Annotated in this window: 24 protein-coding genes; 10 read left to right on the top strand and 14 right to left on the bottom strand. The window is 68.2% G+C overall.

Annotation, left to right across the window (positions count from 1 at the left end):
* Window positions 1-36 precede the first annotated feature (36 nt).
* The 3 genes from C8258_RS10770 to C8258_RS10760 form a co-directional block, all read right to left on the bottom strand.
* Entirely contained in the window at window positions 37-870 is an 834-nt protein-coding gene (locus C8258_RS10770) for an SDR family oxidoreductase (protein WP_106955179.1), read from the bottom strand.
* Complete coding sequence (locus C8258_RS10765; RefSeq protein ID WP_063064041.1) at window positions 867-2,216, bottom strand: cytochrome P450; 1,350 nt, start codon at window positions 2,214-2,216, stop codon at window positions 867-869. The genes C8258_RS10770 and C8258_RS10765 overlap by 4 nt, the downstream gene beginning before the upstream one ends.
* Before the next feature lie 141 nt (window positions 2,217-2,357).
* Window positions 2,358-3,020, bottom strand: coding sequence for a TetR/AcrR family transcriptional regulator (locus C8258_RS10760; RefSeq protein WP_106955049.1), 663 nt, complete (start codon window positions 3,018-3,020; stop codon window positions 2,358-2,360).
* A gap of 119 nt (window positions 3,021-3,139) precedes the next feature.
* Between C8258_RS10760 and C8258_RS10755 the strand changes: the two genes are divergently transcribed.
* The 7 genes from C8258_RS10755 (at window position 3,140) to C8258_RS10725 (ending at window position 10,686) form a co-directional block, all read left to right on the top strand.
* Window positions 3,140-4,015: a metal-dependent hydrolase gene (locus C8258_RS10755; protein WP_106955048.1), complete on the top strand. Its 876-nt coding sequence runs from the start codon at window positions 3,140-3,142 to the stop codon at window positions 4,013-4,015.
* Complete coding sequence (locus C8258_RS10750; RefSeq protein WP_106955047.1) at window positions 4,012-5,103, top strand: PDR/VanB family oxidoreductase; 1,092 nt, start codon at window positions 4,012-4,014, stop codon at window positions 5,101-5,103. Before C8258_RS10755 ends, C8258_RS10750 begins: the two co-directional genes overlap by 4 nt.
* 53 nt (window positions 5,104-5,156) lie before the next feature.
* Window positions 5,157-6,674 carry an NAD(P)/FAD-dependent oxidoreductase gene (locus C8258_RS10745; protein WP_106955046.1) on the top strand — a complete coding sequence of 506 codons (1,518 nt, stop codon included), beginning with the start codon at window positions 5,157-5,159 and terminating at the stop codon, window positions 6,672-6,674.
* Window positions 6,671-7,582 (top strand): short-chain dehydrogenase/reductase, encoded by a 912-nt coding sequence (locus C8258_RS10740; RefSeq protein WP_369974740.1) that lies wholly within the window; start codon window positions 6,671-6,673, stop codon window positions 7,580-7,582. Before C8258_RS10745 ends, C8258_RS10740 begins: the two co-directional genes overlap by 4 nt.
* 105 nt (window positions 7,583-7,687) lie before the next feature.
* Window positions 7,688-8,038 carry a hypothetical protein gene (locus tag C8258_RS10735; RefSeq protein WP_106955177.1) on the top strand — a complete coding sequence of 117 codons (351 nt, stop codon included), beginning with the start codon at window positions 7,688-7,690 and terminating at the stop codon, window positions 8,036-8,038.
* Between the two features lie 217 nt (window positions 8,039-8,255).
* On the top strand, window positions 8,256-9,458 hold the full coding sequence (locus C8258_RS10730) for a hypothetical protein (protein ID WP_106955045.1): 1,203 nt from the start codon (window positions 8,256-8,258) through the stop codon (window positions 9,456-9,458).
* 184 nt (window positions 9,459-9,642) lie between these two features.
* Window positions 9,643-10,686 (top strand): MCE family protein, encoded by a 1,044-nt coding sequence (locus C8258_RS10725; protein ID WP_106955176.1) that lies wholly within the window; start codon window positions 9,643-9,645, stop codon window positions 10,684-10,686.
* A 57-nt stretch (window positions 10,687-10,743) separates the two neighbouring features.
* On the opposite strand, the gene C8258_RS10720 is transcribed toward C8258_RS10725, so the two are convergent.
* Both C8258_RS10720 and C8258_RS10715 read right to left on the bottom strand, forming a co-directional pair.
* Window positions 10,744-10,995, bottom strand: coding sequence for a GlsB/YeaQ/YmgE family stress response membrane protein (locus tag C8258_RS10720; protein ID WP_106955044.1), 252 nt, complete (start codon window positions 10,993-10,995; stop codon window positions 10,744-10,746).
* Between the two features lie 122 nt (window positions 10,996-11,117).
* Window positions 11,118-11,708, bottom strand: a complete 591-nt coding sequence (locus C8258_RS10715) for an HdeD family acid-resistance protein (protein ID WP_036505762.1) — start codon at window positions 11,706-11,708, stop codon at window positions 11,118-11,120.
* A 279-nt stretch (window positions 11,709-11,987) separates the two neighbouring features.
* On the opposite strand from C8258_RS10715, the gene C8258_RS10710 reads away from it, so the two are divergent.
* Window positions 11,988-12,836, top strand: coding sequence for an NAD(P)H-binding protein (locus C8258_RS10710; protein WP_106955043.1), 849 nt, complete (start codon window positions 11,988-11,990; stop codon window positions 12,834-12,836).
* A gap of 119 nt (window positions 12,837-12,955) precedes the next feature.
* Window positions 12,956-13,819, top strand: a complete 864-nt coding sequence (locus tag C8258_RS10705) for an LLM class F420-dependent oxidoreductase (protein WP_106955042.1) — start codon at window positions 12,956-12,958, stop codon at window positions 13,817-13,819.
* Between the two features lie 5 nt (window positions 13,820-13,824).
* Here the strand turns inward: C8258_RS10705 and C8258_RS10700 are convergent, their stop codons facing one another.
* Window positions 13,825-14,448, bottom strand: a complete 624-nt coding sequence (locus tag C8258_RS10700; protein WP_106955041.1) for a TetR/AcrR family transcriptional regulator — start codon at window positions 14,446-14,448, stop codon at window positions 13,825-13,827.
* Window positions 14,449-14,613: 165 nt separating this feature from the next.
* Between C8258_RS10700 and C8258_RS10695 the strand changes: the two genes are divergently transcribed.
* A complete protein-coding gene (locus C8258_RS10695; RefSeq protein WP_106955040.1) occupies window positions 14,614-15,543 on the top strand; it encodes a zinc-binding alcohol dehydrogenase family protein in 930 nt (309 codons plus the stop codon).
* 17 nt (window positions 15,544-15,560) lie between these two features.
* Here the strand turns inward: C8258_RS10695 and C8258_RS10690 are convergent, their stop codons facing one another.
* The 8 genes from C8258_RS10690 to C8258_RS10655 are packed head-to-tail and all read right to left on the bottom strand — an operon-like array spanning window position 15,561 to window position 24,273.
* Complete coding sequence (locus C8258_RS10690) at window positions 15,561-15,962, bottom strand: PaaI family thioesterase (RefSeq protein WP_106955039.1); 402 nt, start codon at window positions 15,960-15,962, stop codon at window positions 15,561-15,563.
* Window positions 15,959-18,103: an MMPL family transporter gene (locus tag C8258_RS10685; protein ID WP_106955038.1), complete on the bottom strand. Its 2,145-nt coding sequence runs from the start codon at window positions 18,101-18,103 to the stop codon at window positions 15,959-15,961. Before C8258_RS10685 ends, C8258_RS10690 begins: the two co-directional genes overlap by 4 nt.
* A complete protein-coding gene (locus C8258_RS10680; RefSeq protein WP_106955037.1) occupies window positions 18,100-19,293 on the bottom strand; it encodes a peptide synthetase in 1,194 nt (397 codons plus the stop codon). The genes C8258_RS10685 and C8258_RS10680 overlap by 4 nt, the downstream gene beginning before the upstream one ends.
* A 20-nt stretch (window positions 19,294-19,313) precedes the next feature.
* Window positions 19,314-20,354 carry an NAD(P)-dependent oxidoreductase gene (locus C8258_RS10675; RefSeq protein WP_106955036.1) on the bottom strand — a complete coding sequence of 347 codons (1,041 nt, stop codon included), beginning with the start codon at window positions 20,352-20,354 and terminating at the stop codon, window positions 19,314-19,316.
* Window positions 20,351-20,644: a hypothetical protein gene (locus tag C8258_RS10670; protein ID WP_199195658.1), complete on the bottom strand. Its 294-nt coding sequence runs from the start codon at window positions 20,642-20,644 to the stop codon at window positions 20,351-20,353. Before C8258_RS10670 ends, C8258_RS10675 begins: the two co-directional genes overlap by 4 nt.
* Entirely contained in the window at window positions 20,641-22,311 is a 1,671-nt protein-coding gene (locus C8258_RS10665) for a fatty acid CoA ligase family protein (protein ID WP_106955035.1), read from the bottom strand. The genes C8258_RS10670 and C8258_RS10665 overlap by 4 nt, the downstream gene beginning before the upstream one ends.
* Window positions 22,308-23,213, bottom strand: a complete 906-nt coding sequence (locus C8258_RS10660) for a hypothetical protein (RefSeq protein ID WP_106955034.1) — start codon at window positions 23,211-23,213, stop codon at window positions 22,308-22,310. The genes C8258_RS10665 and C8258_RS10660 overlap by 4 nt, the downstream gene beginning before the upstream one ends.
* A 10-nt stretch (window positions 23,214-23,223) precedes the next feature.
* Window positions 23,224-24,273, bottom strand: coding sequence for a 3-oxoacyl-ACP synthase III family protein (locus tag C8258_RS10655; protein ID WP_106955033.1), 1,050 nt, complete (start codon window positions 24,271-24,273; stop codon window positions 23,224-23,226).
* Window positions 24,274-24,458 lie beyond the last annotated feature (185 nt).

Genomic DNA, 24,458 nt, shown 5'->3' with positions numbered 1-24,458 from the left:
TCGAAGATATCCGGCGCGAGCCGGAACTTTGCGGTTTCAGCCTTCCGGTGTGTTGCCGACCCGCCGGTCGTAGTCCGCGCGGGCGGTTCGATCGACCTCGTCGGTGAATATTCGGTGCACTCCCATGCGGCGGGCGGTGAATTCACCGAAGGCGCGCGGCGTGAGTTTGTTGAACGCCATCGCCACCCCGGCCAGGCGGGTGACCGTGACCCGTCGCCGCGGACGCGCGATCAGCCGCACCACCGCCCGGGCGACATCCTCGGGTTCGGCCAGCAGGCCCATCGGCGCCTTGGTCCCGGCGATCAGTTCGGTGCGGGTGAAGGTCGGCAACACCGCCGAGAAGCGCACTCCGCTGCCGCGGCATTCCAGCCGCATGGCCTCGGTGAAGCCGAGGACGGCCTGTTTACTCGCACAGTAGGTCGCCATGCCGGGCGTGGGATTCTCCCCGGCCAGCGACGCGATATTCACGATATGGCCGCGCCCGCGCGAAAGCATCTGGGGCAGTGCGGCTTTGGTGCCGTTCATGACACCGAGGACATTGACCTCGAGGATGCGGCGGGTGATGGTGTCGGATTCGTCGGTGAAGCGGCCGACGGGCATGATGCCGGCATTGTTGATCAGGACGTCGACGGGACCGGCCTCGGTCTCGACCGCCGCGAGGAAGTCCGCGAACGAGCCCGGGTCGGTCACGTCGAGGGCCAGGGCGGCCGCGGCGCCGAGCCGCGATCCGGCCTCGGCGACGGCGGCCGCATCGATATCACCGAGCGCCACCCGCGCACCGGCGTCGCGCAGGTGTTCGGCGATCGAATAGCCGATACCCCGCGCGCCGCCGGTGACGGCGACCACCGTCCCCGGCAGTCTGGTGCTCACCCGCGCCGCCGGTACCGGACGGTGCACGGCTGCTGCAACTGCACCACCATCTTGGAGTGGTCGTTGCGGTAGCTGTCGGAGGGCTGCGCCATCTCGAATTCCCAGTCCCGCAACAGGATCGAGAAGATCGCCTTCAACTGCATGAGGGCGAACGCCTGGCCGACGCAGCGATGCCGTCCGGCGCCGAACGGGATCCAGGTCCACCGGTTCACCAGATCCGCCTGGTTGGGATCGACGTAGCGGCCCGGATCGAAGCGGTCGGGCTCGGGGAAGTCCTCCGCGATCCGGTTGGAGACCGCCGGTGTGGTCGCGACCAGATCGCCCGGTGCGATGCTGTGCCCGCACACCTCGAATTCGCCGCGCGCGACGCGCATCAGGATGATCAGCGGCGGATGCAGCCGCAGCGTCTCCTTCAACGTCGCCTCGAGCTGCGGAATCTGGCGCAGCGCATGGAAACTCACGTCCTGGCCGTCGGCGTAGAGCTCGTCGAGTTCGCCGACGACTCCGGCCAGCACCTCGGGATTGCGCAGCAGTTCGATGGTCGTCCAGGCCGCGGTGCCGGAGGTGGTGTGGTGGCCGGCGAACATCATCGAGATGAAGATGCCGGTGATCTCACTGGCGGAGAACCGCAACTCGCCCTGTTCGTCGCGGATGGAGACCAGCACGTCGAGCATGTCGCGATCCTCTTTGCCCTGCGGCGGATTCGCGATGCGGCCGTTCATGATCTCCTGGACCAGTTCGACCAGCTTCGCGCGCGCCTCGTCGCGGCGGCGGAAACTCTCGATCGGCGCATAGGGGTCGACGTAGCACAGCGCGTCGGTGCCGCGTTCGAGTTCGTGGTACAGGTGCGCGAACCGCTCGTCGAGTTCCTCCCGGAACTTCTTGCCGATCAGACAGGCCGAGGAGGTGTAGATGGTCAGCTCGGCGAAGAACTCGAGCAGGTCGATTTCGCCCTCGTCACCCCAGCCCTCGAGGATTCGGTGCACCTCGTGCGCGATGGTTTCGGCGTGCCCGCGCATGAAGTCCCCGCGCAGGGCCTGGTTGTGCAGCATTTCCTTACGGCGCTCGGGGCTGGCGTCGAAGACCACGCCGTCACCGAAGATCGGCTTCATGAACGGGTAGGCGGCGCCCTGGTCGAGATCCTCGTCGGCCGCGCGGAAGAAGAATTCGTTCGCCTCGGCGCCCGAAAGCAGGATGACGTCCTTGTCGGCCAGCCGGAACGAGCCCACATCGCCGCACTCGGAGCGCACCCGCCGCATCAGCGCGATCGGATCGGTGCGGAACTCTTCGAGGTGGCCGTGCTCGTGCTCGCCCCCGGAGACCTGCCGCGGCTTGACCAACGTCATGAGAAATCCTTCCGCATTTCCGGATCCATCCATGATGGACACGTGTCTGGACGGTACTACGGAAGGGTGGGCGAGGCAAGGTCCGGCACTGTTTCGGGCAGTGCCGGACCGGTGTGCGGGACGGATGTCGGATGCTGGTGCTCAGCGCAGGACCGGCGCCGAGCGCACGGTGCTGAGCTGCCGGATGATCGCGGCGGCGTGGTTGTCGAACCGCTCCCGATCGATGGTGATGTCGCCGATCAGATACGGGCGGTAGCAATAGGCGAGCGCGCCGAAGATGGCCATCGCGTTGAGCGTCGCGTCGGTCTCGTCGGGGGCCGGGGTGTCGGTGTCGTCGGCGGCGATCACCGAGGCGATCGGCCCGGTGATCACCGCGACCAGTTCGCTGCCGCGCCGGGTCAGTGCCGGGGTGGCGATCGATTCGACGAACAGGATGCGCCCGCGCCGGGGGTCCTCGGTGAGGAAATCGGTGAAGGCGCGTACCACGTGACCGAACAACAGATCCCGGTCCTCGGGGGCGTCGGCCAGTGCGGCGAGGAGTCGATCCCGGCACTGTTCGACGGTGTTCTCGAGGACGGCGGTCATCAAATCGTCGAGATTGGCGAAACTCTCGTAGAAATAACGTTCGGTGAGCCCGGCCTGTCGGCATACTCCGCGCATCGAGGTCTCGGCCGCGCCGGCGCCGGCCATGAGCTCGTAACCGGCCTGCAGCAGCCGTTCGCGACGTGCGGCGATGCGATCGGCCGGTTCGCGCCCACGCCAGGGGCGGCTGCCCGTTTTCGGAATGTGCGGCGAATCGGCCATGGCCGTGATGCTACCGGGGGACGGTGACGAGGCGTTTTGTTGACATCGACCGCTGTTGACATCTAGTGATGTCAACATTACGGTCGGAGCATCGCTTCGACCACCCGCAAGGACGCGCCATGAACACCTCGGTCTACGACGACCAAGCCCACGCGATCAGGGCCCGCGATGTGCGATTCGATTTCGACTCCGTCCCGATGCACTACATTCCGGGCGAGGTCATGGCGACCCACATCATCAACGTGATGCACCTGGTTCTCCCGGAGGGGGAACGCGCGATGGCCGCGGCCCTGGCCGAGGCGCTGGCCTATATCGACGACGAGCGGCTGCGCGAAGAGGTGCAGGGCTTCATCGGCCAGGAGAATCAGCACGCCACCTCGCACGCGCAGGCACGTCGTCACCTGGAGTCGCTCGGGCTCGACGTGGCCCCGATGGTGGAGACGGTGGCCTGGCTGGTCGATCGGATCCTCGGCGATCACGGCCTGACCGGCCGCGCCAAACACGAGTGGCTGTGCGAGCGGCTGGGCCTGTTCGCCGGGATGGAGCACTACACCGCCGTCATCGGCGAATGGCTGCTCACCAACGACGTGCTCGAGGCCAAGAACATGCATCCGGCGATGCTGGACCTGATTCGCTGGCACGGCGCGGAGGAGGTCGAACACCGCAGCGTGGTCTACGACGCGTACATGCACGTCGACGGCGGATATCTGCGCAAGGCCCGCACGGCCGTGCTGGCCAGCTCGTCGCTGCTGGTGCTGTTCGTGGTCGCCGGCGGCTATCTGTTCGGCAAGGATCCCGACCGCCGCAAGGGACGGTTCTGGCCGCTGCAGTTCCTCAGCGCCTCCGTCCGTGGCGTGGTGCCGAGCATGTCGACCTTCCTGACCGAGATTCCGCGATATCTGCGGCCCGGATTCCATCCCTCCCAGCTCGGCAGTATGGACAACGCGCTGCGGTATCTCGCGCAGTCGCCGGCGGCGCGCGAGGGCCGACGATGACGGCGGTGGCGTACCCGGTCGCCGCCGACCGGCCGGAGTATCGGCCGTCGCTGCCGCTGCGGGCGGTCGGCGCCGTGTTCGACCTGTATCGCCGCGGCGTCACCACGGAACCGCCGATCGAGGTGCTGTCGCGACCTAATCCGGTGCGGCGCAGTGGTTTCGAACGCGAGCTGATCGTCGCCCGGCGCGAGACGCAGGCGGGAGACGTGGTGGTGCTGACTTTGGTCGCGCCCTACGGCGGGCAGTTGCCCCGCTGGGTTCCGGGCGCGCACATCGACGTACTCCTGCCCTCCGGGCGCCAGCGGCAGTATTCGCTCAACGGTGACCCGGCCGATCGCGGGAGCTATCGCATCGCCGTGCGCCATCTGCCCGAGGGCGGCGGCGGATCCGACGAGATCCATCGCGACGTGGCGGTGGGGGACCGGTTGCGCGTGCGCGGGCCGCGCAACGCCTTCGGCTATATCGACGCCCCGCACTACGTCTTCGTGGCCGGCGGCATCGGCATCACCCCCTTGCTGCCGATGGTGGCCGACGCGGAACGGCGCGGAATCGATTGGCGGCTGGTCTATCTCGGCCGCAGCCGGGCGACGATGCCGTTCCTCGACGAGCTGTCGGCCCATCGCGGCGGACGGCTCGAGGTCCGGCCCGACGACGAATTCGGGATCGCCGACCTGGATCTGATTCTGGCCGACGTACCGCGCGGGACCGCGATCTACGTCTGTGGTCCGCCGCCGCTCATGGCCGCCGCGTTGGACACCGACGCCGCCCACGAGCCGACCGTCTCGGTCCACACCGAACGTTTCTCGCCGCTGCCGGTGCAGCAGGGCCGCCCGTTCCGGATCCGGCTGCGGCGCAGCGGTCATACCGTGGACGTCGCCGCCGACGAGTCGGCCCTGGCGGCCATCGGCCGGGTCCTGCCCGACGTCGCCTATTCGTGCCGGCAGGGGTTCTGCGGCACATGCGCGGTGACCGTGCACGCCGGCGCCGTCGACCATCGCGATCGGCGGCTGAGTCCCGCCGAACGCGAGACCACCATGCTCACCTGCGTCTCGCGCGCGGCGGGCGACACTCTCGAACTCGACCTGTGAGCACGAGACCGGTTGTTTCGGGCAACGACGCCCGCACCGAAAGGAATTCGACGATGGCAGTATCCGAGAGCGCCCCCGCCGAACACACGCCGATCGCGGTGATCGGCGCCGGAGTCGCCGGAATCGGCCTCGCGGTGGCGTTGCGCGCGGCCGGATTCGAGGACTTCCTAATTCTCGAACGCGCCGACGATCTCGGTGGCACCTGGCAGGCGAACACCTATCCCGGCTGCGCCTGCGATGTGCCCTCGCATCTCTACTCCTATTCCTTCGCACCGAATCCCGACTGGTCGCGCACCTACGGACGTCAGCCCGAAATCCTGGGCTATCTGCGCGATGTCGCCGAGCGCCACGATGTGGTGCGGCATATGCGTTTCGGCACCGATGTGGTGCGCGCGCAATGGGACGAATCGCGGCGGCGGTGGCTCGTGCGCACCGACCGTGGCGTGCTCAGCGCGGATGTGCTGATCTCGGCGGTCGGCCCGTTCAGCGAGGCGAAGATTCCGAATATGCCGGGGCGCGAAACCTTCCGCGGCACCCAGTTCCACTCGCTGCACTGGAACCACGAGCACGATCTGACCGGCGAGCGCGTCGCCGTGATCGGCACCGGCGCCTCCGCGGTGCAGTTCATCCCCGAGATCGCGCCGAAGGTGCAACGGCTCACGGTCTTCCAGCGCTCCGCCCCGTGGATCGTCTCCCGCCTGGATCGGTCCACCCTCGGCGTGGAGCGCGCACTGCTGCGCCGGGTGCCGCTGCTGGGCACCGCGCTGCGGGGCGCCTACTACGCGGGGATCGAGAGCTTCGGACTGGTCGGATTCGTCGACCGTCGCTTCCGCCATCCGTTCCAGGCCCTGTCGGGGATGCAACTGCGCCGCCAGGTCCGCGATCCCGCTCTGCGGCGGAAACTGACCCCGGACTACATGATCGGATGCAAGCGCGCGATCTTCTCCGACGCGTACTATCCGGCCCTCACTCGCGACAACGTGGACGTGGTGACGGAATCGATCGCCGAGATCCGCCCCGGATCGATCGTCACCACCGACGGTGCGGAACATCCGGTCGACACCATCATCTGGGGTACCGGGTTCGGCGCGATACCGAAACTCTACGACCGGATCGAAGGTGTGGGCGGACTGACCGTGGCCGACCACTACCGTCGCCGGCCCAGCAGCTATCTGGGCGCGGCGATCGCGGGCTTCCCGAATATGTTCCTGACCCTCGGACCGTTCGGCGCCGCCGGGAACCAGTCCGCGATCTTCATGATCGAATCGCAGATCGCCTACATCGTCGACGCATTGAAAACCCTGCGCGACAATGATGTCGACCGCGTCGAGGTCAGGGCCTCGGTGCAGGACCGGTTCCTCGACGAGATGCGGCAGCGCAGTCGCGATACCGTGTGGCTGGGCGGCGGCTGCGACAGCTACTACACCACCGACAAGGGCGAGAACGCCGGGCTGTATCCGAACTGGAGTTTCGAATACCGCCGCCGCGTAGCGAGTTTCGACGCGGACTCCTACCTGCTGTCGCGCCACGTACCGGATCCGACCACCGCAGAGATGAGCAGTATCCGATGATCACAGGACCGTTCGATATGGTGCGCACGCTGCTGGCCCCGGTGCTCGGCGGGGGGGAGCGACTCGACGTGTGCGACAAGGTGGTGGTGATCACCGGCGGCGCTGCCGGCATCGGCTACGAGCTCGCCCGGCTGCTCTACGACCGCGGCGCCTACGTCGCGCTGTTCGACATCGACGCCGAGGCCGTGCGCGCGAGTGCGGCCGCGCTCGGCATCCGGGCGGTCGCGATCACCGTCGACGTGGCCGACCGGGAGGGGGTGCGGCTGGCCGTCGGACAGGTGCGGGAGAACTTCGGGCGCATCGATGTGGTGGTGGCCAACGCCGGCGTGGTCCCGCGCCCGGCCACCGTGCGGCTGCTCGATCCCGAGGAATTCGACCGGGTGCTGGCGATCAACCTCACCGGTGCCTTCAACACCGTCCAACCCGCCCTCGACGACGTCATCGCGGCGCACGGTCACGTCGTCGTGGTCTCCTCGTGTGCCGCGTTCGCCCCCGGCATGGGCGGTTCGCCGTACATGGTGAGCAAGGCCGGGGTGGAACAGCTCGGGCGCGCGCTGCGGGTGGAACTCGGCGGAACGGGCGCCTCGGCCGGAATCGCCTATTTCGGCGTGGTGGAGACGGCGATGACCCACGACACCCTGGATGCGGACGAGCTGGGCGCCGAATTCGGCGCGCTGCTGCCCTGGCCGCTGAATCAGCGCATCACCGCCCGGCGGGCCGCCGAGGTGATCGCCGGTGCCATCGAACGCCGGTCCGCGCGCACCGTGGCGCCCGCGGGGTGGGAGCCGTACGCCCTGCTGCGGGGAGCGGTGAACGTGGCCCTGGATCACAAGCTGAGTGTCGACGAGCGGGTGCGCTCGCTGACGCAACGGCTCGAACAGCGCATCCTCGCAGATCGCGGCCGGTAACCGGGTTCGCAAATCTGAGAGATTTCAAAGGATCGGCACAGACTCCGATCAGGACCGATCGGCACCATGGATCCCGAGGACCCACTCGGCGAGATGAGGTGTGCGATGGTCGATATCGAGATCACGGGTACGACGGTGACCGTCCATGTCCGTGGCACCCACCGTTTGCTCTCGCTGTGCGAACGGGTGCGCTTCGATCTGTCCCACGTCGTGGCCGTCGCGCCCGCCGAGGTCGATCTGCGGCCGCCGTGGATGCGCGCGCCCGGCACCTTCTTCCCGGGCGTGATCGCGGCCGGTGTCTTCCGCGGCAAAGGCCGCAAGGAGTTCTGGGATACCCGCTTCGACGGCCGTGGGGTGCGGATCGAACTGACCGGCACCGAATTCAGCCGGATCGTCGTCGACGTGGAGGAGCCGGACGAGGTGCGCCGGATGCTGGCGCGCGCCGCTGCCGCCTGAGCCCCCGCCCGCGCACCCTGAACGGGGTGAAACACGCTGCCTCACAGCCCATTGCGACACGCCCAATCGGCGTGCCGCGCGCGACACGCCGAATAAGTCTGGCATTGGGGCTAATCCGCAGTTTCGCAGATGGCGGTTCATCGACTATGAATGGCATGTGCCGTTCCCACTTCGTGAACACTTGCCGGCCACCGTATCTCACCGGGCGGTGGTCTAGTTGACCCTCGAACACCCCGGAGAAGATGAGGTCAGGCAGCTCGCGCGACGGGTCGAGAAGGCCCGCGGGCGGCTTGCGTACCAGTTCGATCCGGCGCTGACCGAGGCCCTCTCCGAGAACGAGCTGCAGGCCGAACGTGAACTCGCGGAGAAGATCCGCGAGCAGGAACGCGAACAGCGCTGGAAAAATGTACAGGCGGCGGCATCGACGTCCGACCGCGCCAGGCAGACCTCCGAAGCGATCGCGAAGGCCGATATGCGAGATCTGTTGATGGCCCGCAAGGCAATTGCGGCGCAGAGACGAGAATCCAGCCCGCACGCCAAGGTGGCGTCGCTGTATCGGCATCGCGCTTGGTCGATGCGCGCTCTCGCGGGTGTGGTCATCGCCGGCATGCTGTGGTCGGCCGTCAACGTGCAGCACAACATCGCCCCCGGTGGCCCCACCGATCCGCTGTACTGGTTCAGCTACCTGCTCGAAGGCATGATCAGCGTCTGCCTGGTCATCATCATGATCGGCACCAACAAGGTCGCCGAATGGGGCATCCTGGAGAGCCGCCGTCAGGTCGCGCTCGCCGAACTGGCCCTGCTGGCGCTGACCGTCGGCCTCAACACCTACCCGTACCTGCGCAGCGGCGACTGGTACAACGTCGGCGTGCACGCCGTGGCGCCGGTGATGATCGGTGTGGCGCTGCTGGTGCACGACGCGGCCAGCCAGCGCTACGGCCAGGCCATCACCCAGGCCACCGATCAGATCCGCGATCTGCCCGACCCGGCCGAACAGATCCGCCGCAGCATGCCGACCTTCGTCAGCTTCATCCGGCAGTCCGCGCCCGACACCCGCCCGGCCCCGATGGCCGCGCTGCCCGGCGCCGGCGACACCACCACCGAGGCGCCGGCCACCGAGTCCGCGCGCACGGTGGAGACGGTCGATCCGATCGTCGAGCCGGACATCTGGACCCCGAAGAAGTCCTCGACTCGCCGGTCCGATACCGATGCGGCGGATTCGGTCGCCGACGGCAAGGCGAGCAAGCCCCCGAAATCCGATGCCGCCGACGACGACTCGGATCCCCTGAGCGCCTACGACACCGGCCAGTTCCGCATCGCGGACAGCCTCGAGCAGGAACTCGAACAGATCCGTGCCGAGCGGAAGGCGGCCCGCGCCGCGAAGCAGCGCGCGGCCTCCAACGGCTCGATCATCGACTGATCCATACCCCGGTACGTCCCCTCGTACCGTCTGCACAACAGCCCGGCGCGACCAGCGCCGGGCTGTTGTCGTTCCCGACCGGCGTGGCATAGGTCACCACCGGACGCCTCCGGCTACAGTGCCTGCGGTCAGCGCAATCATTGCCGGCGTTTTCGGGTTTCGTGGGGAAGTTCGAGGAGGCGTGGTGAGCATCCGCAAGCAGGCGCTCGGGTTCGGCGCATTCGCCATCGTCTCGGTTCTGGTCACGGTGGTGATCTGGAATACGCTGGCGCGCACGGTGAACGGCCCGACCGACCGTTATTCGGCGATCTTCAGCGATGTGCTCGGGCTGCGGCCCAACGACGACGTGCGCATCGCCGGTGTGCGGGTCGGCAAGATCACCGCGATCGGCTTCGACGTCAACCCACAGACCAACAAGCATCTGGCGAAGGTGACCTTCGAGGTGCAGCGCGATCAGCACCTCTACAGCGACACCAAGGCGCTGGTCCGCTATCAGAACCTGATCGGTCAGCGGTATCTCGCGCTGGCGCCCGGTACCGCGCCGGATTCGCGCCTCCTCGCGGCCGGTGGTCGGATCCCGCTGGAACGCACCGAGCCCTCCTTCGATATCTCGGCCTTCCTCAACGGTTTTCAGCCGCTGTTCGAGAATCTGCTCCCGGAGCAGGTGAACGACCTGTCGACGACGTTGATCCAGGCGCTGCAGGGCGACGGGGTGTCGTTGTCCACCTTCATCACCCAGGCCGCCGCACTGGCCACCGACTTCGAGCGGCGCGACGCGATTCTGAAAGACATCATCACGAACCTGTCCGGAGTGATGTCGGGCCTGGCCCGGCGCAGCGACGAACTGGAAACCCTGATCACCCAGACCCGCGCGCTGGTCAGCGGCCTCTACGAACAGGGGCAGTCGTTGCTGGCCTCGACGGAGCAGATCGCCGGTGCCACCGATAGTTTGGTGGCGATGGTCTCGCAGGTGCAGCCGAAGCTGGTCCCCGCGCAGAACTCCACCCGGGACGCGCTGACGCTGCTGATCAACAACGGCGCGAAATTGGATCAGGCCGCGATCGATCTGCCCGGAATCCTATCCGATGTCGGCAAGTTCTCCGGGGACGGGACCTACGCCACCGCGTATTTGTGCTCCCTCGACATCTCGCTGTACGGCATCCTGTTTCCGCGTGGATTGTTCTCGCAGATCGGCGGGCACAACCAGTCGGCGGTCTGCCGCCCCTGACCCATGACGGCAACGGGCCCGGCTCCGAAGCAGGAGCCGGGCCCGTCGCTCGTGCGCTCAGGCGCGACTGCGGATCGCCTTGTAGATGACCAGAATGATCACGGCACCGACGATCGCGCCGAGGAAAGTGTGCTGGACGGGCGGGTGGACGCTGAACTTGTGCGGGGCGAAGACCAGACTGCCCAGGGTCCCGCCGACGATGCCCAGCACGATGGTCAGAATCCAGCCGAAGTTCTCCTTACCGGGAACCAGGAGGCGAGCGATCGCACCGGCGATGAGGCCGATGATGATCATCGTGATGATACCCATGGTGAATCTCCTTGCGGGCAACCTGTAGGGGACCCGACGGTAGCAGGGGAAAGGCCCGGTTCGCAGGCGCACGACGTCGCCCCAGGCGAATTCGCGCCGGGGCGAAGGGGTGTGCCGGCCGATTACAGGTCGACGGGAGTTTTCTTGGCCACGCTGCGGACCTCGATGGCGTAGATCATCTCCATCACGCCCATGAAGATCAGCCACCAGCCGACGACCAGTGCCAGCACGGTGATCGAGTGGATGGGCCAGACCACCAGTGCGATACCACCGATCAACAGCAGGATGCCGAAGAAGATCGACCAGCCGCGACCCGGAACCCCTTGCGGCGTCTCGGCTCCCGCGACCATGGCGGCGATGCCGCGGAACAGCCAGCTGATGCCGATCCACAGGCCCAGCAGCACCAGGGAGTTGCCGATGCTGCGGAAGGCGAAGAAGGCGAGGATGAACGACAGGATGCCGCTGATGAGGGTCAGCACCCGGTAGCCGGTGCTGACGTGCGGGCCGAAGGCGGCGATCAACTGCAGAATTCCGGAGATCAGCAGGTATACGCCGAACAGAATGCCGGCCACGGCGAGCGTCGGACCGGGCCAGACGAGCACGATAATCCCGACGATCACCGACAGCAGGCCGATGACCAGCAATGATTGCCATGCGCCACGGGCCAATTGGTGCAATGGCCCCACGTAAACTCCCTCTTTGCTGGTTGTCATGTGGGCAGGATAAGTCCAGTGGACTCGGTAGCGGGCAATTAACCAGTATCGAACGAGTTACGTTGTGCGAGCGAGCGCCGCGGGCGCGGCGCCGGGGATGGCGAGAATTCGTGCGGGAAAGCCCTTCGATGCACGAAATCGGCGCGGCGCCCGGCCCAGGCGGGGGTTTTCGCATCGGCCGGTGCGCTGGATCGCCGGATATGACTCCCGGATCGGACCCTGATCGAGCGCGGGCCGCAGTCCCGCGGTCGAGACCCCTTACCGGGAGATGGAGTGCTCATGATTCTCGTAACCGGATCCACCGGAACCGTCGGACGTGCCGTGATCGATCACCTGCTCGCCGTGGGTGAACCGGTGCGCGCCCTGACGCGTCGCCCCGATGCCGCCGCACTGCCACCGGGGGTGGAGGTCGTCGGCGGCGATCCCGGGCGGCCGGACACGTTGCCGCCCGCCCTGCGCGGGGTATCGCGGGTGTTTGTGCTGTCGTCCGGGCCCGATCTCGCCGAACACGACCGCAATATCGTGACCGCGGCCGCGCGGGCGGGGGCCGAGCGCATCGTGAAGCTGTCCTCGGGGCGCGCCGGCGATGCCGAGGCGACCGATCCGATCCCGGCCTGGCATCGCGCCGGTGAGCGTGCGGTTGTCGACAGCGGGCTCGCGTGGACGATCCTGCGCCCCTTGGGCTTCATGTCGAACGCTCTGCACTGGGCGCCGACGGTCCGCGAGCACATTACGGTCTACGCGCCCTACGGGCACGGGCGTATCGCGGTGATCGACCCGGCGGATATCGCCGCGGTCGCCGTCGCCGCACTGGTCGAGGCGGGGCACGACGGCCGCATCCATACGCTGAGCGGGCCGCAGGCGTTGACGCCGGCGGAGCAGACCGGGATTCTGTCGGAGGTTCTGGCGCGGCCGCTGCGCTATGTGTCCACCGAACCGGCGCAGGCGCATGCCGCCCTGCTCGGCGCCGGGGTCGACGAGGTCATGGCCGATGCGATCATGGCGCTGCGGGCCACCGCGCTGGATTCGTTCACCTCGGTGATCCATCCGGGCGTGGAGCAGATCACCGGCCGCCCCGCTCGCACCTTCCGGGAATGGGCCCGCGACCATCGCGCCGACTTCGAATAGGCCACGGCCGCAACGGATTCATCTCGGCCGCACCGGTCGTCGGCGGTCGGCGCGGCGGCGATGGATAGGCTGGGTGCGGGTATCGACACCTGTCCACCGCTGCGCAGAATCGAGGCGTCATGGAACTGAGTCTGCACTACTGGAACTTCTCGACTCCCGCCGATCCGGCGCGCACCGCCGGTGCCATCGCGGAGACCGCGCGGATCGCCGAGGAGGGCGGTTTCACCGAATTCACGGTGATGGATCACTACTTCCAGATGGAACACACCGGGGTGGCCGAGGAGCCGATGCTCGAGGCCTATACGACCCTGGGGTACGTCGCCGCGCTGACCGAGCGGATGCGCCTGGCAGTGCTGGTGACCGGGGTGATGTACCGGTATCCCGGTCTGCTCGCCAAGATCGTCACCACCCTGGATGTGCTGTCGGGCGGGCGGGCGCAGCTCGGTATCGGCGCCTCCTGGTACGAGCGGGAGCAGCGCGGGCTGGGTGTGCCGCTGGTGCCGATGGGGGAGCGCTTCGAACGACTCGAGGAGACCCTGCAGATCTGCCTGCAGATGTGGAGCGACGACAACGGCCCGTACCGGGGGACGCACTACCGGTTGGACGAAACACTGTGTGTACCGGCGCCGTTGAGCCGTCCGCGGCCGCCGATCCTGATCGGTGGTGGCGGAGAGAAGAAGACTCTGCTGCTGGTCGCCCGCTACGCCGACGCGTGCAATCTGTTCGCCTCCTCGCCCGAGGATGTGGCGCACAAACTCGACGTGCTGCGCGCGCACTGCGCGGCGGAGGGGCGCGATTACGACGCGATCCGCAAGACCGCCACCTATATCGGCCCGGTCGTCAACGATCCCGACGCCTTCGTCGCCGACGCCGAACGCTATGCGGCACTGGGGATTACGCAATTCGACATCATGCCCGACCGGGATCCGGTCGAATACGCCGAACGCGCGGCGGAGCTGGTGCCGCGGCTGCGTTCACTCTGATCCGTTCACTCTGATGCGCGGCCGTAATCGCCGAAGGCCGGTTCCAGCAGGTCGAAGATCCGCTCGGCCTCGGCGGTGACGGTGGCCGCGACGTGTCGGCGCGAGCCGCCCGACAGTTGTAGCTGCTGAATCCGCTGGAACAGCAGGCGGCAGGCCGCCGTGAACTGGGCGGCGGCCGCGCGGCGCAGCAGATCGTCCCCGGGCAGTACCTCGGCCAGGGCCTGTTCGCGCAGCTCGTGGAGTTCGCGCACCCGCGCGGTGAGCGTGGGGCTGTCGGCGAGCATGCGGCTGAATTCCGGCCCCGAGAAGCCGAGGTCGGCGGCGTGATCCTGTGCCGCGGTACGGAACCGGCGCCGTAGCGCGTCGAGGGCCGATTCGTGCGCGGCGCGGGCGGTCACCGCTGCGGCGAGAGCTCCGACGAACTGCTCGTGATGGTCCAGCGCCAGATCCTCCTTGCGGGGGAAGTAGTTGGTGACGGTCTTCTTCGCCACTCGTGCGGCCTCGGCGATCTCGGCGATCGTGGTCGCCTCGAATCCGCGCTCGATGAACAGCCTGGTCGCGGTGTCGGAGATCTCCTGGCGGGTCCGCTGCTTCTTGGTCTCCCGTAGTCCCGGGGGTGCGCTGGTCATGGAAGAAGGTTATACCGACGTAAAAATCGCCTTGACGTATGTTGACGCATCTGCATAATCTTACGTCGGTAGTAAGTATTCGATGAGGTTGCCCGCAACAGCTGCCGAGGCATCTCCGAGTATCAGTTCGCGGCCGCATGCCGCCCAGGTCGAAAGGCGCTGTCAGTGCGCGCAATTCAGTTCACCCCCGCCGCGGATCGCATCGCCGACGCCCGGATGGTGGAGGTCGAGCGTCCCGTGCCCGGCCCTGGGCAAGTGCTGGTCCGCACCGAGTTGACCGGTGTGAGTGTCGGACTGGTGCGAATGCTGCGGGCCGACGCCGCGGCGAATCCCGGCGGGGAGATGGTCGGAACGGTGGTCGCGGTGGGCTCCGGCCTCGACGAATCCTGGATCGGCACCCGCGTCGGCGGTGTGGTGTTCGCCTCGTTGTATGCCGAATACGTCTGTGCCACACCGGCGATGGTCACCGAGATCCCGGCCGGTGTGCGGGCGGCCGACGCCCTGGCCGTGGTGCGTGGCGGCCTGGTCGCGATGGGCGTGGTGCGGGCCGCGAAATCCGTTGCGGGCAGCTCGGTTCTGATCACCGCCGCCGCCTCCGGGGCCGGACATCTGGCGCTGCAGCTCGCCCGGGCGGCCGGAGCGACCCGGGTGGTCGGCGCGGTCGGATCGGCCGGCAAGTTCGATTTCGTGCGGGAGTGCGGCGCCGATGCCGCGCTGACCTACGACCGTCCGTGGTCCGAGACCTTCGACATCGTGCTCGACGGTGTCGGCGGCGACGTGGTGCAGCGCGGGGTGGACAGCCTGGGACCGCGCGGCACGCTGGTCGCCTTCAGCGCGGGCGGCGGCGCGGTCGACACCTCCACGCTGCTGGGTGACCTCAAAACGGTCACCGGCTTCTCGATGGGATTGCTGTCGCGGACCGAGCCCGAGCTGATCGAGCGGTATCGGGCGGAGTTGTGGAAGCTGTTGGAGCAGAATGTGTTACGGCCGCACGTGGAGGTGCGTGACTGGACCGAACTGGACGGCGTCGTCGATCTGATCGCCACCCGCCGCACCGTGGGGCGGATGGCGATCAGCGCCGGGCCCGGCGTGTGATGAGCGCGCTCGCGCGCTCACAACACCGCTTGGGTCTGGGTGACCTTGCCGACGAGTTTGCCGGCGTCGTCGTGGATTTCGGTCTCCACCACGATGAAACTGCGCCCCGCGTGCAGCGGCGTCGACGAGGCCACCGCGTAACCGGACCGTACCGCCCGCAGGAAGTTCGTCTTCGACTCCACGGTCGTGGTGCCCTGTTTGCCCTCCGGCAGATTCAGGTACGCGCACACCGCGCCGGTGGCGTCGGCCAGCGACATCAGCACCCCACCGTGCAGGGCGCCGCCCAGCGTGCACAGGCTCGCGTCCCACGCGAGCCGGCTGCGCACCAGCTTCGGCCCGTGCTCGAGCACCTCGACGCCGAGCTTCTCGGTGAACGGCATGGTGCTGTGGAACAGCCGGGTTCCTTCGGTATCGATCATGATGTCGAGCTTGCCCGTACGCGTGCGCGAGGTCCATTACCTTCGGGGTAACGATCGCGGGCGGGCCGCATCGGCCACCAGTTCAGCGGGCCCATCAAGCGCACCAGCGCCGGCACCAGCAGCATCCGCACCAGCGTGGCGTCGATGATCAGCGCCAGGATCATGCCGAGGCCGAGGAACCGCATCGGGGTCAGCGGGGACAGTGTGAAGGCACCCGTGATGAACACCAGAAGCGTTGCGGCGGCGGTGATCACGCGTGCGGTGCGAACCGTGCCGGTGCGGACCGCGGACACGGTGTCGCAACCGGCGTGGCGCGCCTCGACCATGCGTGAGAGCAGGAAGACCTCGTAGTCGGTGGAGAGCCCGAAGACGACGGCGATGATCAGCACCATCATCCCCGCCGAGAGCGGTCCCACGCTCACGTGCAGCAGATCGGCCAGATGGCCCCGGCAGAAGATCCAGGTCAGGATGCCGAAGGTCGCCGCCAGGCTGAGGAAGGCCAGCAGTACCGCCTTGACCGGAAGCACCGCCGAGCGGAACGCCGCGCCGAGCAGGATCAGCGTGGCGAGCACCATCACCGCGATCATCAGCGGCATCCGGGAGGTGATGGCCGCGACGCTGTCCACGGTGGCCGCGGTGTCGCCGCCCACCTGGATGTCGACGCCGTCGGGTGGGTCGAGTTCCCGTATGCGCGTGACGGTTTCGGTTGCGGCCGGGGAGCGGTCGGGGTCGTCCAGCGCGGCGTGCAGCACGACCGCGTCGTCCACCGTGGCGAGTCGCTGCACGTCGTGCACACCCGGGATCGCGCCGAGCGCGCGGATCGCGGCGGCGGTGGGCCGGGCGTCGGGTGGGGCGCCGTCACCGCGCAGCAGGACGGTCGCGCCGCTGCCGGCCTCCGGGAAACGGGTGGCGAGTTCGTCGACGCCGGCGCGCACGCCATTGCCCGCAGGCAGGGCCGTGTGGTCGACATCGCCGAGCCGGACGCCCAGCACCGGGGTGGCGAGTACGAGCAGCAGTCCGCCGACGGTGACGGCCACGACTCCGGGCCGGCGCACCACCGCGTCGACCACCCGCCCCCACCATCGCTCGGCACGCCGTTGTCCGCGGTCGAAGGCGTCTCGGCGCCAGCTCCAGGCGCCGACGCGGTGACCGAGCAGCGCGAGCGCGGCCGGCAGAACGGTCAGCGACAGCCCCGCGGCCAGCAGCACTGCCGCGATGGCCCCGAAGCCCAGCGATCGCAGCACGGCCTGCGGGAAGACGAACGTCCCGGCGAAGGCGCAGGCCAGCAGCAGCGCCGAGAATCCGACGGTGCGGCCGGCGGTGGCCAGGGTGCGGGTCACCGCCTCGGGGACCGCGGCGCCCGCGGCGAGTTCCTCCCGGAATCGAGTCACGACGAACAGCCCGTAGTCGATGGCCAGCCCGAGCCCCAGCAGCGAGGCCACGTTGACGGCGAACACACTCACCTCGGTGAGGTGCGCGATCACTCCGACCGCGCCCAGTGAGCCCACGACGGCGAGCACACCCACCAGCAGCGGCAGGCCGGCGGCGACCACCCCGCCGAACACCAGCACCAGAATCGCCGATGTGATGGGTAGCGAGACTGATTCGGCGAGAATCAGATCGTGGCGGGACTGGCGGTCGATCTCGTCGGCGAGTGCGCTGTAGCCGGTGAAGCGCACCGAGACACCGGATACGGTCAGCGCCGCGGCGATGTCGTGGTAGGCCGCGATGCGCTGATTGTCGTCGCCGGCGGCGAACACCACGGCCAGCCCCTGCCGGCCGTCCGCCGACCGCAGGAAACCCTGGCGCGGTGGGGCGTTGTTCCAATAGGTCTGCACCGGCTGCGCCAGCAGCGCCGGATCGATGTGGTCCACCGCCTGCTGGACGCGCGGGCCCAGTGTGGTGAGGTCCTGTCCGTCGGGCGCGGTGTAGATCGCGATCACATCGGGGTTCTGGCGGCCCAGATGCGCGGTGACCACCCGGTCGACGAGCGCGGATTCGCTTCCGGGATCGGCGAATCCGGCCGCGCTCACTCGTTGCTGGACGTCGGCGCCGAACAGTCCGCACACGATCGCCACACCGATCGCCGCCAGCAGTACCAGTGTCGGTCGGGTACCGACGAGCCGCGCCCAGCGCGTCATGCGAGGACCGGATCCGGCTGCGGCAGTTCGCTTTCCAGGGTTGCCGCGATGCGGTCCAGCAATGTTTCGAGCCGATCCTCGATGCCGTGGCCGTTGCGCGCGGAGACCGTCAGCTCGGTGCGACCGCCGGCCTCCACCATCGCGAACAGCAGCGGCATCGCGACGCTGTGCTGCGGCAGCACCCGCACCGCCGTGGGCGACCAGCCGGGCACCGCCAGTTCCCCCAGATCGAAGCGGCCCATATGCGAGACCGTCGCCGAGGCGAGATTGCGCCCGAAACGGGCGCCGAGCGCATTGGTGGTGCGCAGAATGGTGCGGCCGACGGCATGCGGCGCGGTGGCGATCGCGCTGGCGGCCAACTGGTTGAGTTCGGTGCGTTCCCGCAGACCCGCGCGCATGCCTTCGCGCACCTGCCGCCAATCCTGGCCGGGCCGGATGTCGAGGAACAGCGGCAACGCCAGATTCGCCGTCGACCGCAGTTGCGGGTCGTGGCGGCGCAGATCGACCGGCACCATGATCCGCTGCGTGCTGCCCGCGGCGTCGGCCAGCAGCGCCGACACCCGCGCCACCGCACCGGAACCGGTGGCGGCGATACTGCGATGCCGCAGCAGATGCCGGGGGCTGCCCACCTCCTGACGGCCGTGGCCGACCGCCGAGCGGAAGCGGGGAATCATCGCGGTGGGGCGGCCGGGTGCGCCGAGGCGCCGCACCAGTTCTCGATCGGCGACCGGGTCGCGAAGCTCCTCCGGCTGTTCACCACGCAGCGCGGCGAGGACGTTGCGGGCCCATAGCACCATGCCCATCCCGTCCATGACGCCGTGGAACACCCGCAAGATCACGGTGACCGGGTCGCCGGTCAGCAGCAACACCTCACAGGTGGTCTCCTGGGTGGGGCCGATCGCCGACGCGAGGACCGGATCCGCCTCGAGGCGGTCGTAGTTCACGACGTGACCGGGAATCTCGCGCACGGCGGGCGGCACACCGGTGTCCACCCAGTACTTGCCCTCGCGCCGCAGCCGCGCGCCCGGGCAGGCGGCGGCCGCGACCGCGACCGCACGGCGCAACCGCTCCGCGTCGAGGGTTCCGGTTCCCGGAATCGCCAGTTGCATCAGAAACGGCGGCGCCATATCCCGCATGGGGAAGTACATGCGCTCGGTGGGCGAGATCCGCCGCCGGAAGACGGTGCTCATGATCGGCTCCTGACTATGCGTTACCGCAGCTCGCGGGTGAGTTGCTCGATGCCGCCCTGGGATTCGAGCCAGGACAGGAACCGGGCCAGGCCCTGTTCGCGGCCGATGATCGGCGCGTAACCGAAATCCCGTGCCGCCGCGCCGGTGTCGTAGGTCGCGGTGCGGGTCAGCAATGCCACCACGTAGCGCGACAGCGGTGGCGACCAGCGCCGTGCGATCGCCGGTACGCGCCAGACGGTGTCGATCACCGAGACGGCGGCCGCCAGCACCCGCGGATCGGGTTGCCGGCTGGGCGCTGGGTAGCCGAGCCCGCCCGCCACCTCGGCGAGAAAGGCCCACACGTCGGTCTTCTCCGCGTCGGCGACGAAATAGGCCTTGCCGCCGACCCGGTCGGAGGTGGCGGCGCCCAGGCAGGCGTGCACGATGTTGTCGACATGGCACAGCGATGCCTGGACCGAGCGGCCGAACGACAGATCGGGCAGGCGCCCCTGCGCGGTCCGGCCGAGCAGGCGCACGATCGGCCCGGAGCGGTCGCCGGCTCCCCAGATCGCGCGCGGCCGCAGCGCACAGGTGGTGAAACCCTCGGTGTCGGCGGCCAATACGGCCCGCTCGGCGGCGGCCTTGGTCTCGGAGTAGAGGTTCAGATAGTGGCGCGGATACGGTACCGATTCGTCGATGTCGATCTGATCGCCGCCGTCGCGATCCATCAGGGCGCTCGGGCTCGAGATGAACACGAATCGCGTCGCACCCGCGGCCCGGGCGGCGCGCAGCAGAACTTCGGTGGCGCGCAGGTTTTCGGCGCGAAACTGTGCGCGGGTGCCGCGCTCGTCGACGCGGGCGGCACTGTGGAACACCACATCGACTCCGACGCAGGCACTTTCGAGCGACGCTTCGTCGGTGAGGTCGCCGAAGGCGACCCGCACCCCGTCGAGATCGGGCAGATCGCCGAGGTTGCTGGTGCGCCGCGCGAGCACGGTCACCTCGTGGCCGCCCTCGCGTACCAGGCGGCGGACCAGCGCGCCGCCGAGAAATCCGGATGCGCCCGTGACGAGTGCCTTCACCGTTGGTTCTCCTCGAAAGATGCCGTACTGCGCACTGTTTCGGTACGCCACCAGGTGAGGCCGAACAGCTGCGTCATGACGGCGGTGTACAGGCGGGACCGCCCGCTGCCCCGTGCGGCGCGCACCGCGACCGGAATCTGGGCGGCGTGCACACCGATGCTGAGCACCGCGTCGATCCACCACAGCGTTCGCAGCCACCGGCGGCCGGAGCCCCGGACCGCCGGACCGGCCAGCAGAAACAACCAGCCCGCGATCGGAATAGACCGCAGCGCAACCACTTTCATTGTCATCGCGCCGCCTTCGCGATCTGCCGGGCCGCCCATACCGCGAGCTGTTCTCGTCCGATCTTGGCGTTGTGCCGGATATCGACGGGGAAGCTCGGGTGGAACAGGAACTCCGAAATCTTCGTGGTGAGCTCGAATTCCGCGCCGCGCGCACGTAGGGCGGCGGTCACGTCGTCGCGATCGGCGCCCGGGCGCAGTTCCACACACAGCACGGGGCGCTGCGCTCCGGCCGGGCCCACCCCGACCAGCGCCGTGCGCGCCACACCGGCGACGGCGTTGAAGATCTGTTCGACCTGCACCGTGAACATCGGGCCGTCGGCGGTGCGTACCCGCTGGGATTTGCGCCCGCAGAACCAGATTCGGCCCTGATCATCGATCCACGCAAGGTCGCCGGTGCGATGCCAGACGGTCACGCCGTCGACGATCTTGCCCGTCGCGTTCGCCGCGGCGGGCCAGTAGTAGCGGGTGCTCACATTCGGCCCGGCCACCACCAGTTCGCCGATGCCGCCGGTGGTCGCCACGTCCCCCTCGCGCCCCTGGGCGTCCGCCCAGGTGGGCAACGGGTCGTCGGTGATCGCCACGACGCGCGCCCGCACCCGGTCGGCGGGGCGGCCGATGCAGGTGCCCGCACCGGCGCGGGCGCGTTCGGACAGGCCGTCCAGCAGTTCGCGCGATTCGATCGTCGACATCGGCAGCGCCTCGGTGGATCCGTATCCGGCGTAGACCAGCACATCCTCGTCGAGCAGCGCGCGCAGGCCGGCGATACACCAGTCCGGGACCGGTGCGCCCCCGGAGTAGATACTGCGCAGCGTCGGTAGCCGGGTGCCGGTCTGCTCGAGGTGGCGTAGCAGCGGGATCAGCACGGCAGGGGAGGCGAACATGGTGCGCACCCCGAATCGGCCGATGGCGTCGGCCACGTGCGCCGGATCGGTCGAACCCACCTTGCTGGGAATCAGCGGCGGCAGGACGCACTGGGAGCCGAGCAGCAGATCCAGGATGCCGACCAGCGGCAGCGTGATCAGCGAGGTCTGCGGCGGCACATGGCCGCGCGCGGCGTGGACCTGCTCGACCATGGCCGACAGATTGCCGTGGGTCATCTCCACGGCCTTGGCGGGTCCGGTGCTCCCGGTGGTGAAGGCGATCATCAGCAGGTCGCCGTCGGGCGCCGGCGTGCGCTCCGGCGCGGTGCCGGACGGGTGGCGACCCCAGCTGTCGAAGGTCGCTCCGCCCCAGAACCAGCGCCGCCCGACCGTGACCGCGACCCGCACCCCGCGGAAATAGCGGCGGAACAGCACTCGCGCCGCATGCGCCTGCGGAATGCCGATGAACGCCTCGGCGTCGGCCGCCTGCAGGCACCGCAGCATGCGGCGCAGTCCCATGCCCGGATCGATGACCACCGGAACCGCACCGATCTTCAACAGGCCCAGCATGATCGCGTACAGTTCCGGCCCGGGCAGCACCAGCACGATGGTGCGGGTGCCGCTGCCCACGCCCGCGGCGGTGAGCCGCTCACCGATCGCGTCGGACCAGCGGTCCAGGTCGGTGTAGCTCAGCCGCCGATAGTGCGGTGTGGGGGTGTGCCCGGCGTCGGCGAAATACACCGCGGTGCGGTCCGGCGCCGCGGCGGCGACCACGCGGAACCGGTCGACCGCGCGCCAGTAGGTACCGCTCACGCCGCCGCACCGGCCGCGACCGGCAGGCGGTACACCGCGGCCGCCGCGGACGGTCCCGCGCCCGCCGCGACGAACAGCACGGTATCGAAGCCGATGAGCGAATCCTCCTCCACCGCACGGTGATAGGCCAGCGGCAGCGAGGCGGTGTGCGGATCGCCGGCGGACAGGTCGGGCGTGCGGACCGCTCCGATACCGAGGGTCTCGGCCAGCAACTGCGGGAACTTCGGCGTGGGTGTGGACGCGATGAGAACCGTTGCGACGGGATCGATTTCGTCGGCGTCCAGGGCGCGGCGGCCGGCCTCGGCCGCGATCTCCAGCAGCCGATCCTCGAATCCGGGTTCGCGTTCCACCGTCATCAGTCCGCGTCCGGCCGTACCCATCATGGTGACGTCGACATACGACTGCACCGCGGGGGAGCCCGAACCCGCGACGGTGTGTACCCGGCCGAAGCCGACCGGTTCGTCGGTGTGCTCGAGCAGCAGCGCGGCACCGGCGGTGGCGTAGGGGAATTCGTCGTCGGCCGCCGATCGGGCCAGTGACGGATGGGTGTCCCCGGAGACGATCAGGACATGGCCGGACCCGGCGGTCTCGAGAATCGACTGGGCGACCTGGACCGCGTTGAGCACACCGGTGGCGCCGTTCATCAGGTCGAAGGAGAACGAGCGCGGATCGCCGAACCGATAGTCCAGTCCGATCCCCGCCTCCTTCTGGATCAGCGCCGACACCGCCGGTTCCACGGTGTTGGAGTCGCGGAAGATGCCCGCGTTGATGAGCACCCCGACCTGCTCCGGCGCCACCCCGGCGCGTTCTAGGCTGCGGCGCGCGGCCCGGCCACTGTGCTCGACGATGCTGAATGTGTCGCCCTCGCGACTGATTCCGGTGGATGTGATGGCAACGCCCATGACCAGTACCTCAGACCTTCAGAGACGAAATCGTGGTGGACAGGAAGCCGCCGACCACACCGGAGGCGGCCGGAACCATCAGCAGTTTCGAGCCGGCCGGGATCTCCCCGCGGCTCAGGTGGTCGTGCAGCACGATGAAATGCGAAGTGCTGGAGGTGTTCCCGTATTCGGTCAGCACATTGAGGTCGGGCGGCATCGGTGCGCCGAATTCCCGTTCGGCGATGGCGTTCATGTACGGGATCGCCGCCGCGCCGAACTGATGGTGGATGACGAAGTCGAAGTTCTCCTCGGCGAATGTGGTGCCGCGCTTGTCGTAGAACATGCGCTGGGTGTCGGTCCACAGCAGGAAACGCGCCTCGTTGTGCATCTTGCGGTTGTCGGTATAGAGCGCGACGCCCTGGGATTTGTCGCTGGGCATGCCCAGGCACAGGTGGGAGAACTCCGAGGCGGTGACCAGCTCGATGTAGTCGATACGGTCGGCCTCGTCGACGGAGCGGTCGAGCACCACCGCGGCCGCGGAATCTCCCACGGTGAGCGACGCGAATTGCAGATCGTATTTGTCGGAAATTTCGCGCACTGCGGTATCGGCGATCGGAGTAATGGCTTCGCCGCTCACCACGATGCCGTTGCGCACCATTCCGGATCGAATCATACGATCGAGAATGTAGGTTCCGCTGAGCATTCCCGCACAGGCATTTGAAAGGTCGAAGGTGATCGCGTTCTGCGCGCCGATCCGTTGTGCCAGAGCCGAGGCGAACGACGGCTCCATATATATTTTGTCGGCATCCTTACTGCGGGTGATGGAGGTGGAGATGACCACCTCGATCTCCGACCCGGAGTACTGTGACCTGGATAAACACTCGTCCAGGGCCTTGCCGGCCAGGACGAACGAGTCCTCGTAGGATTCCGGGCTGGTGTCGTGAACGCGGCGTTCGCGCACACCTGTGATCGTTTCGAGATCGAAGGCGGGCGGTACGGCGAGGCGCGATATCAATTCCTCGGTGGTGACCCTTTTTTCGGGTAGATATGCGCCGATCGCTTCGAAACGAGAATGCGGCACGCCGCCTCCTGAATTGACATGACGAATGCTTGCGAAATTTGTTCGGGACGTGATGCTACCCGAGAGTAACTAGCGCATTCTTGATCCGCATCTCGACGCTTCGACGCGGTGCGGGCGCAGAAGATGTATTTGTGACAGCAAGTCGCAGGAAGTAGTAACTATTCAGCTATCGATGTGAGTCGCCT

Source organism: Nocardia sp. MDA0666 (genome assembly GCF_003023875.1).
GTDB classification, from domain to species: domain Bacteria; phylum Actinomycetota; class Actinomycetes; order Mycobacteriales; family Mycobacteriaceae; genus Nocardia; species Nocardia aobensis.
Note: the sequence above shows the minus strand (reverse complement) of the source record. Positions and strands in the feature narration are given on the sequence as shown.

What these genes read in the sequence shown, in the direction of transcription:
- C8258_RS10670 (WP_199195658.1), bottom strand. Translation starts at nt 20,644, where the DNA reads ATGACAATGAAAGTGGTTGCGCTGCGGTCTATTCCGATCGCGGGCTGG.
- C8258_RS10705 (WP_106955042.1), top strand. Translation starts at nt 12,956, where the DNA reads ATGGAACTGAGTCTGCACTACTGGAACTTCTCGACTCCCGCCGATCCG.
- C8258_RS10720 (WP_106955044.1), bottom strand. Translation starts at nt 10,995, where the DNA reads ATGGGTATCATCACGATGATCATCATCGGCCTCATCGCCGGTGCGATC.
- C8258_RS10700 (WP_106955041.1), bottom strand. Translation starts at nt 14,448, where the DNA reads ATGACCAGCGCACCCCCGGGACTACGGGAGACCAAGAAGCAGCGGACC.
- C8258_RS10685 (WP_106955038.1), bottom strand. Translation starts at nt 18,103, where the DNA reads ATGACGCGCTGGGCGCGGCTCGTCGGTACCCGACCGACACTGGTACTG.
- C8258_RS10690 (WP_106955039.1), bottom strand. Translation starts at nt 15,962, where the DNA reads ATGATCGATACCGAAGGAACCCGGCTGTTCCACAGCACCATGCCGTTC.
- C8258_RS10735 (WP_106955177.1), top strand. Translation starts at nt 7,688, where the DNA reads ATGGTCGATATCGAGATCACGGGTACGACGGTGACCGTCCATGTCCGT.
- C8258_RS10750 (WP_106955047.1), top strand. Translation starts at nt 4,012, where the DNA reads ATGACGGCGGTGGCGTACCCGGTCGCCGCCGACCGGCCGGAGTATCGG.
- C8258_RS10760 (WP_106955049.1), bottom strand. Translation starts at nt 3,020, where the DNA reads ATGGCCGATTCGCCGCACATTCCGAAAACGGGCAGCCGCCCCTGGCGT.
- C8258_RS10710 (WP_106955043.1), top strand. Translation starts at nt 11,988, where the DNA reads ATGATTCTCGTAACCGGATCCACCGGAACCGTCGGACGTGCCGTGATC.
- C8258_RS10740 (WP_369974740.1), top strand. Translation starts at nt 6,671, where the DNA reads ATGATCACAGGACCGTTCGATATGGTGCGCACGCTGCTGGCCCCGGTG.
- C8258_RS10745 (WP_106955046.1), top strand. Translation starts at nt 5,157, where the DNA reads ATGGCAGTATCCGAGAGCGCCCCCGCCGAACACACGCCGATCGCGGTG.
- C8258_RS10765 (WP_063064041.1), bottom strand. Translation starts at nt 2,216, where the DNA reads ATGACGTTGGTCAAGCCGCGGCAGGTCTCCGGGGGCGAGCACGAGCAC.
- C8258_RS10680 (WP_106955037.1), bottom strand. Translation starts at nt 19,293, where the DNA reads ATGAGCACCGTCTTCCGGCGGCGGATCTCGCCCACCGAGCGCATGTAC.
- C8258_RS10755 (WP_106955048.1), top strand. Translation starts at nt 3,140, where the DNA reads ATGAACACCTCGGTCTACGACGACCAAGCCCACGCGATCAGGGCCCGC.
- C8258_RS10715 (WP_036505762.1), bottom strand. Translation starts at nt 11,708, where the DNA reads ATGACAACCAGCAAAGAGGGAGTTTACGTGGGGCCATTGCACCAATTG.
- C8258_RS10660 (WP_106955034.1), bottom strand. Translation starts at nt 23,213, where the DNA reads ATGGGCGTTGCCATCACATCCACCGGAATCAGTCGCGAGGGCGACACA.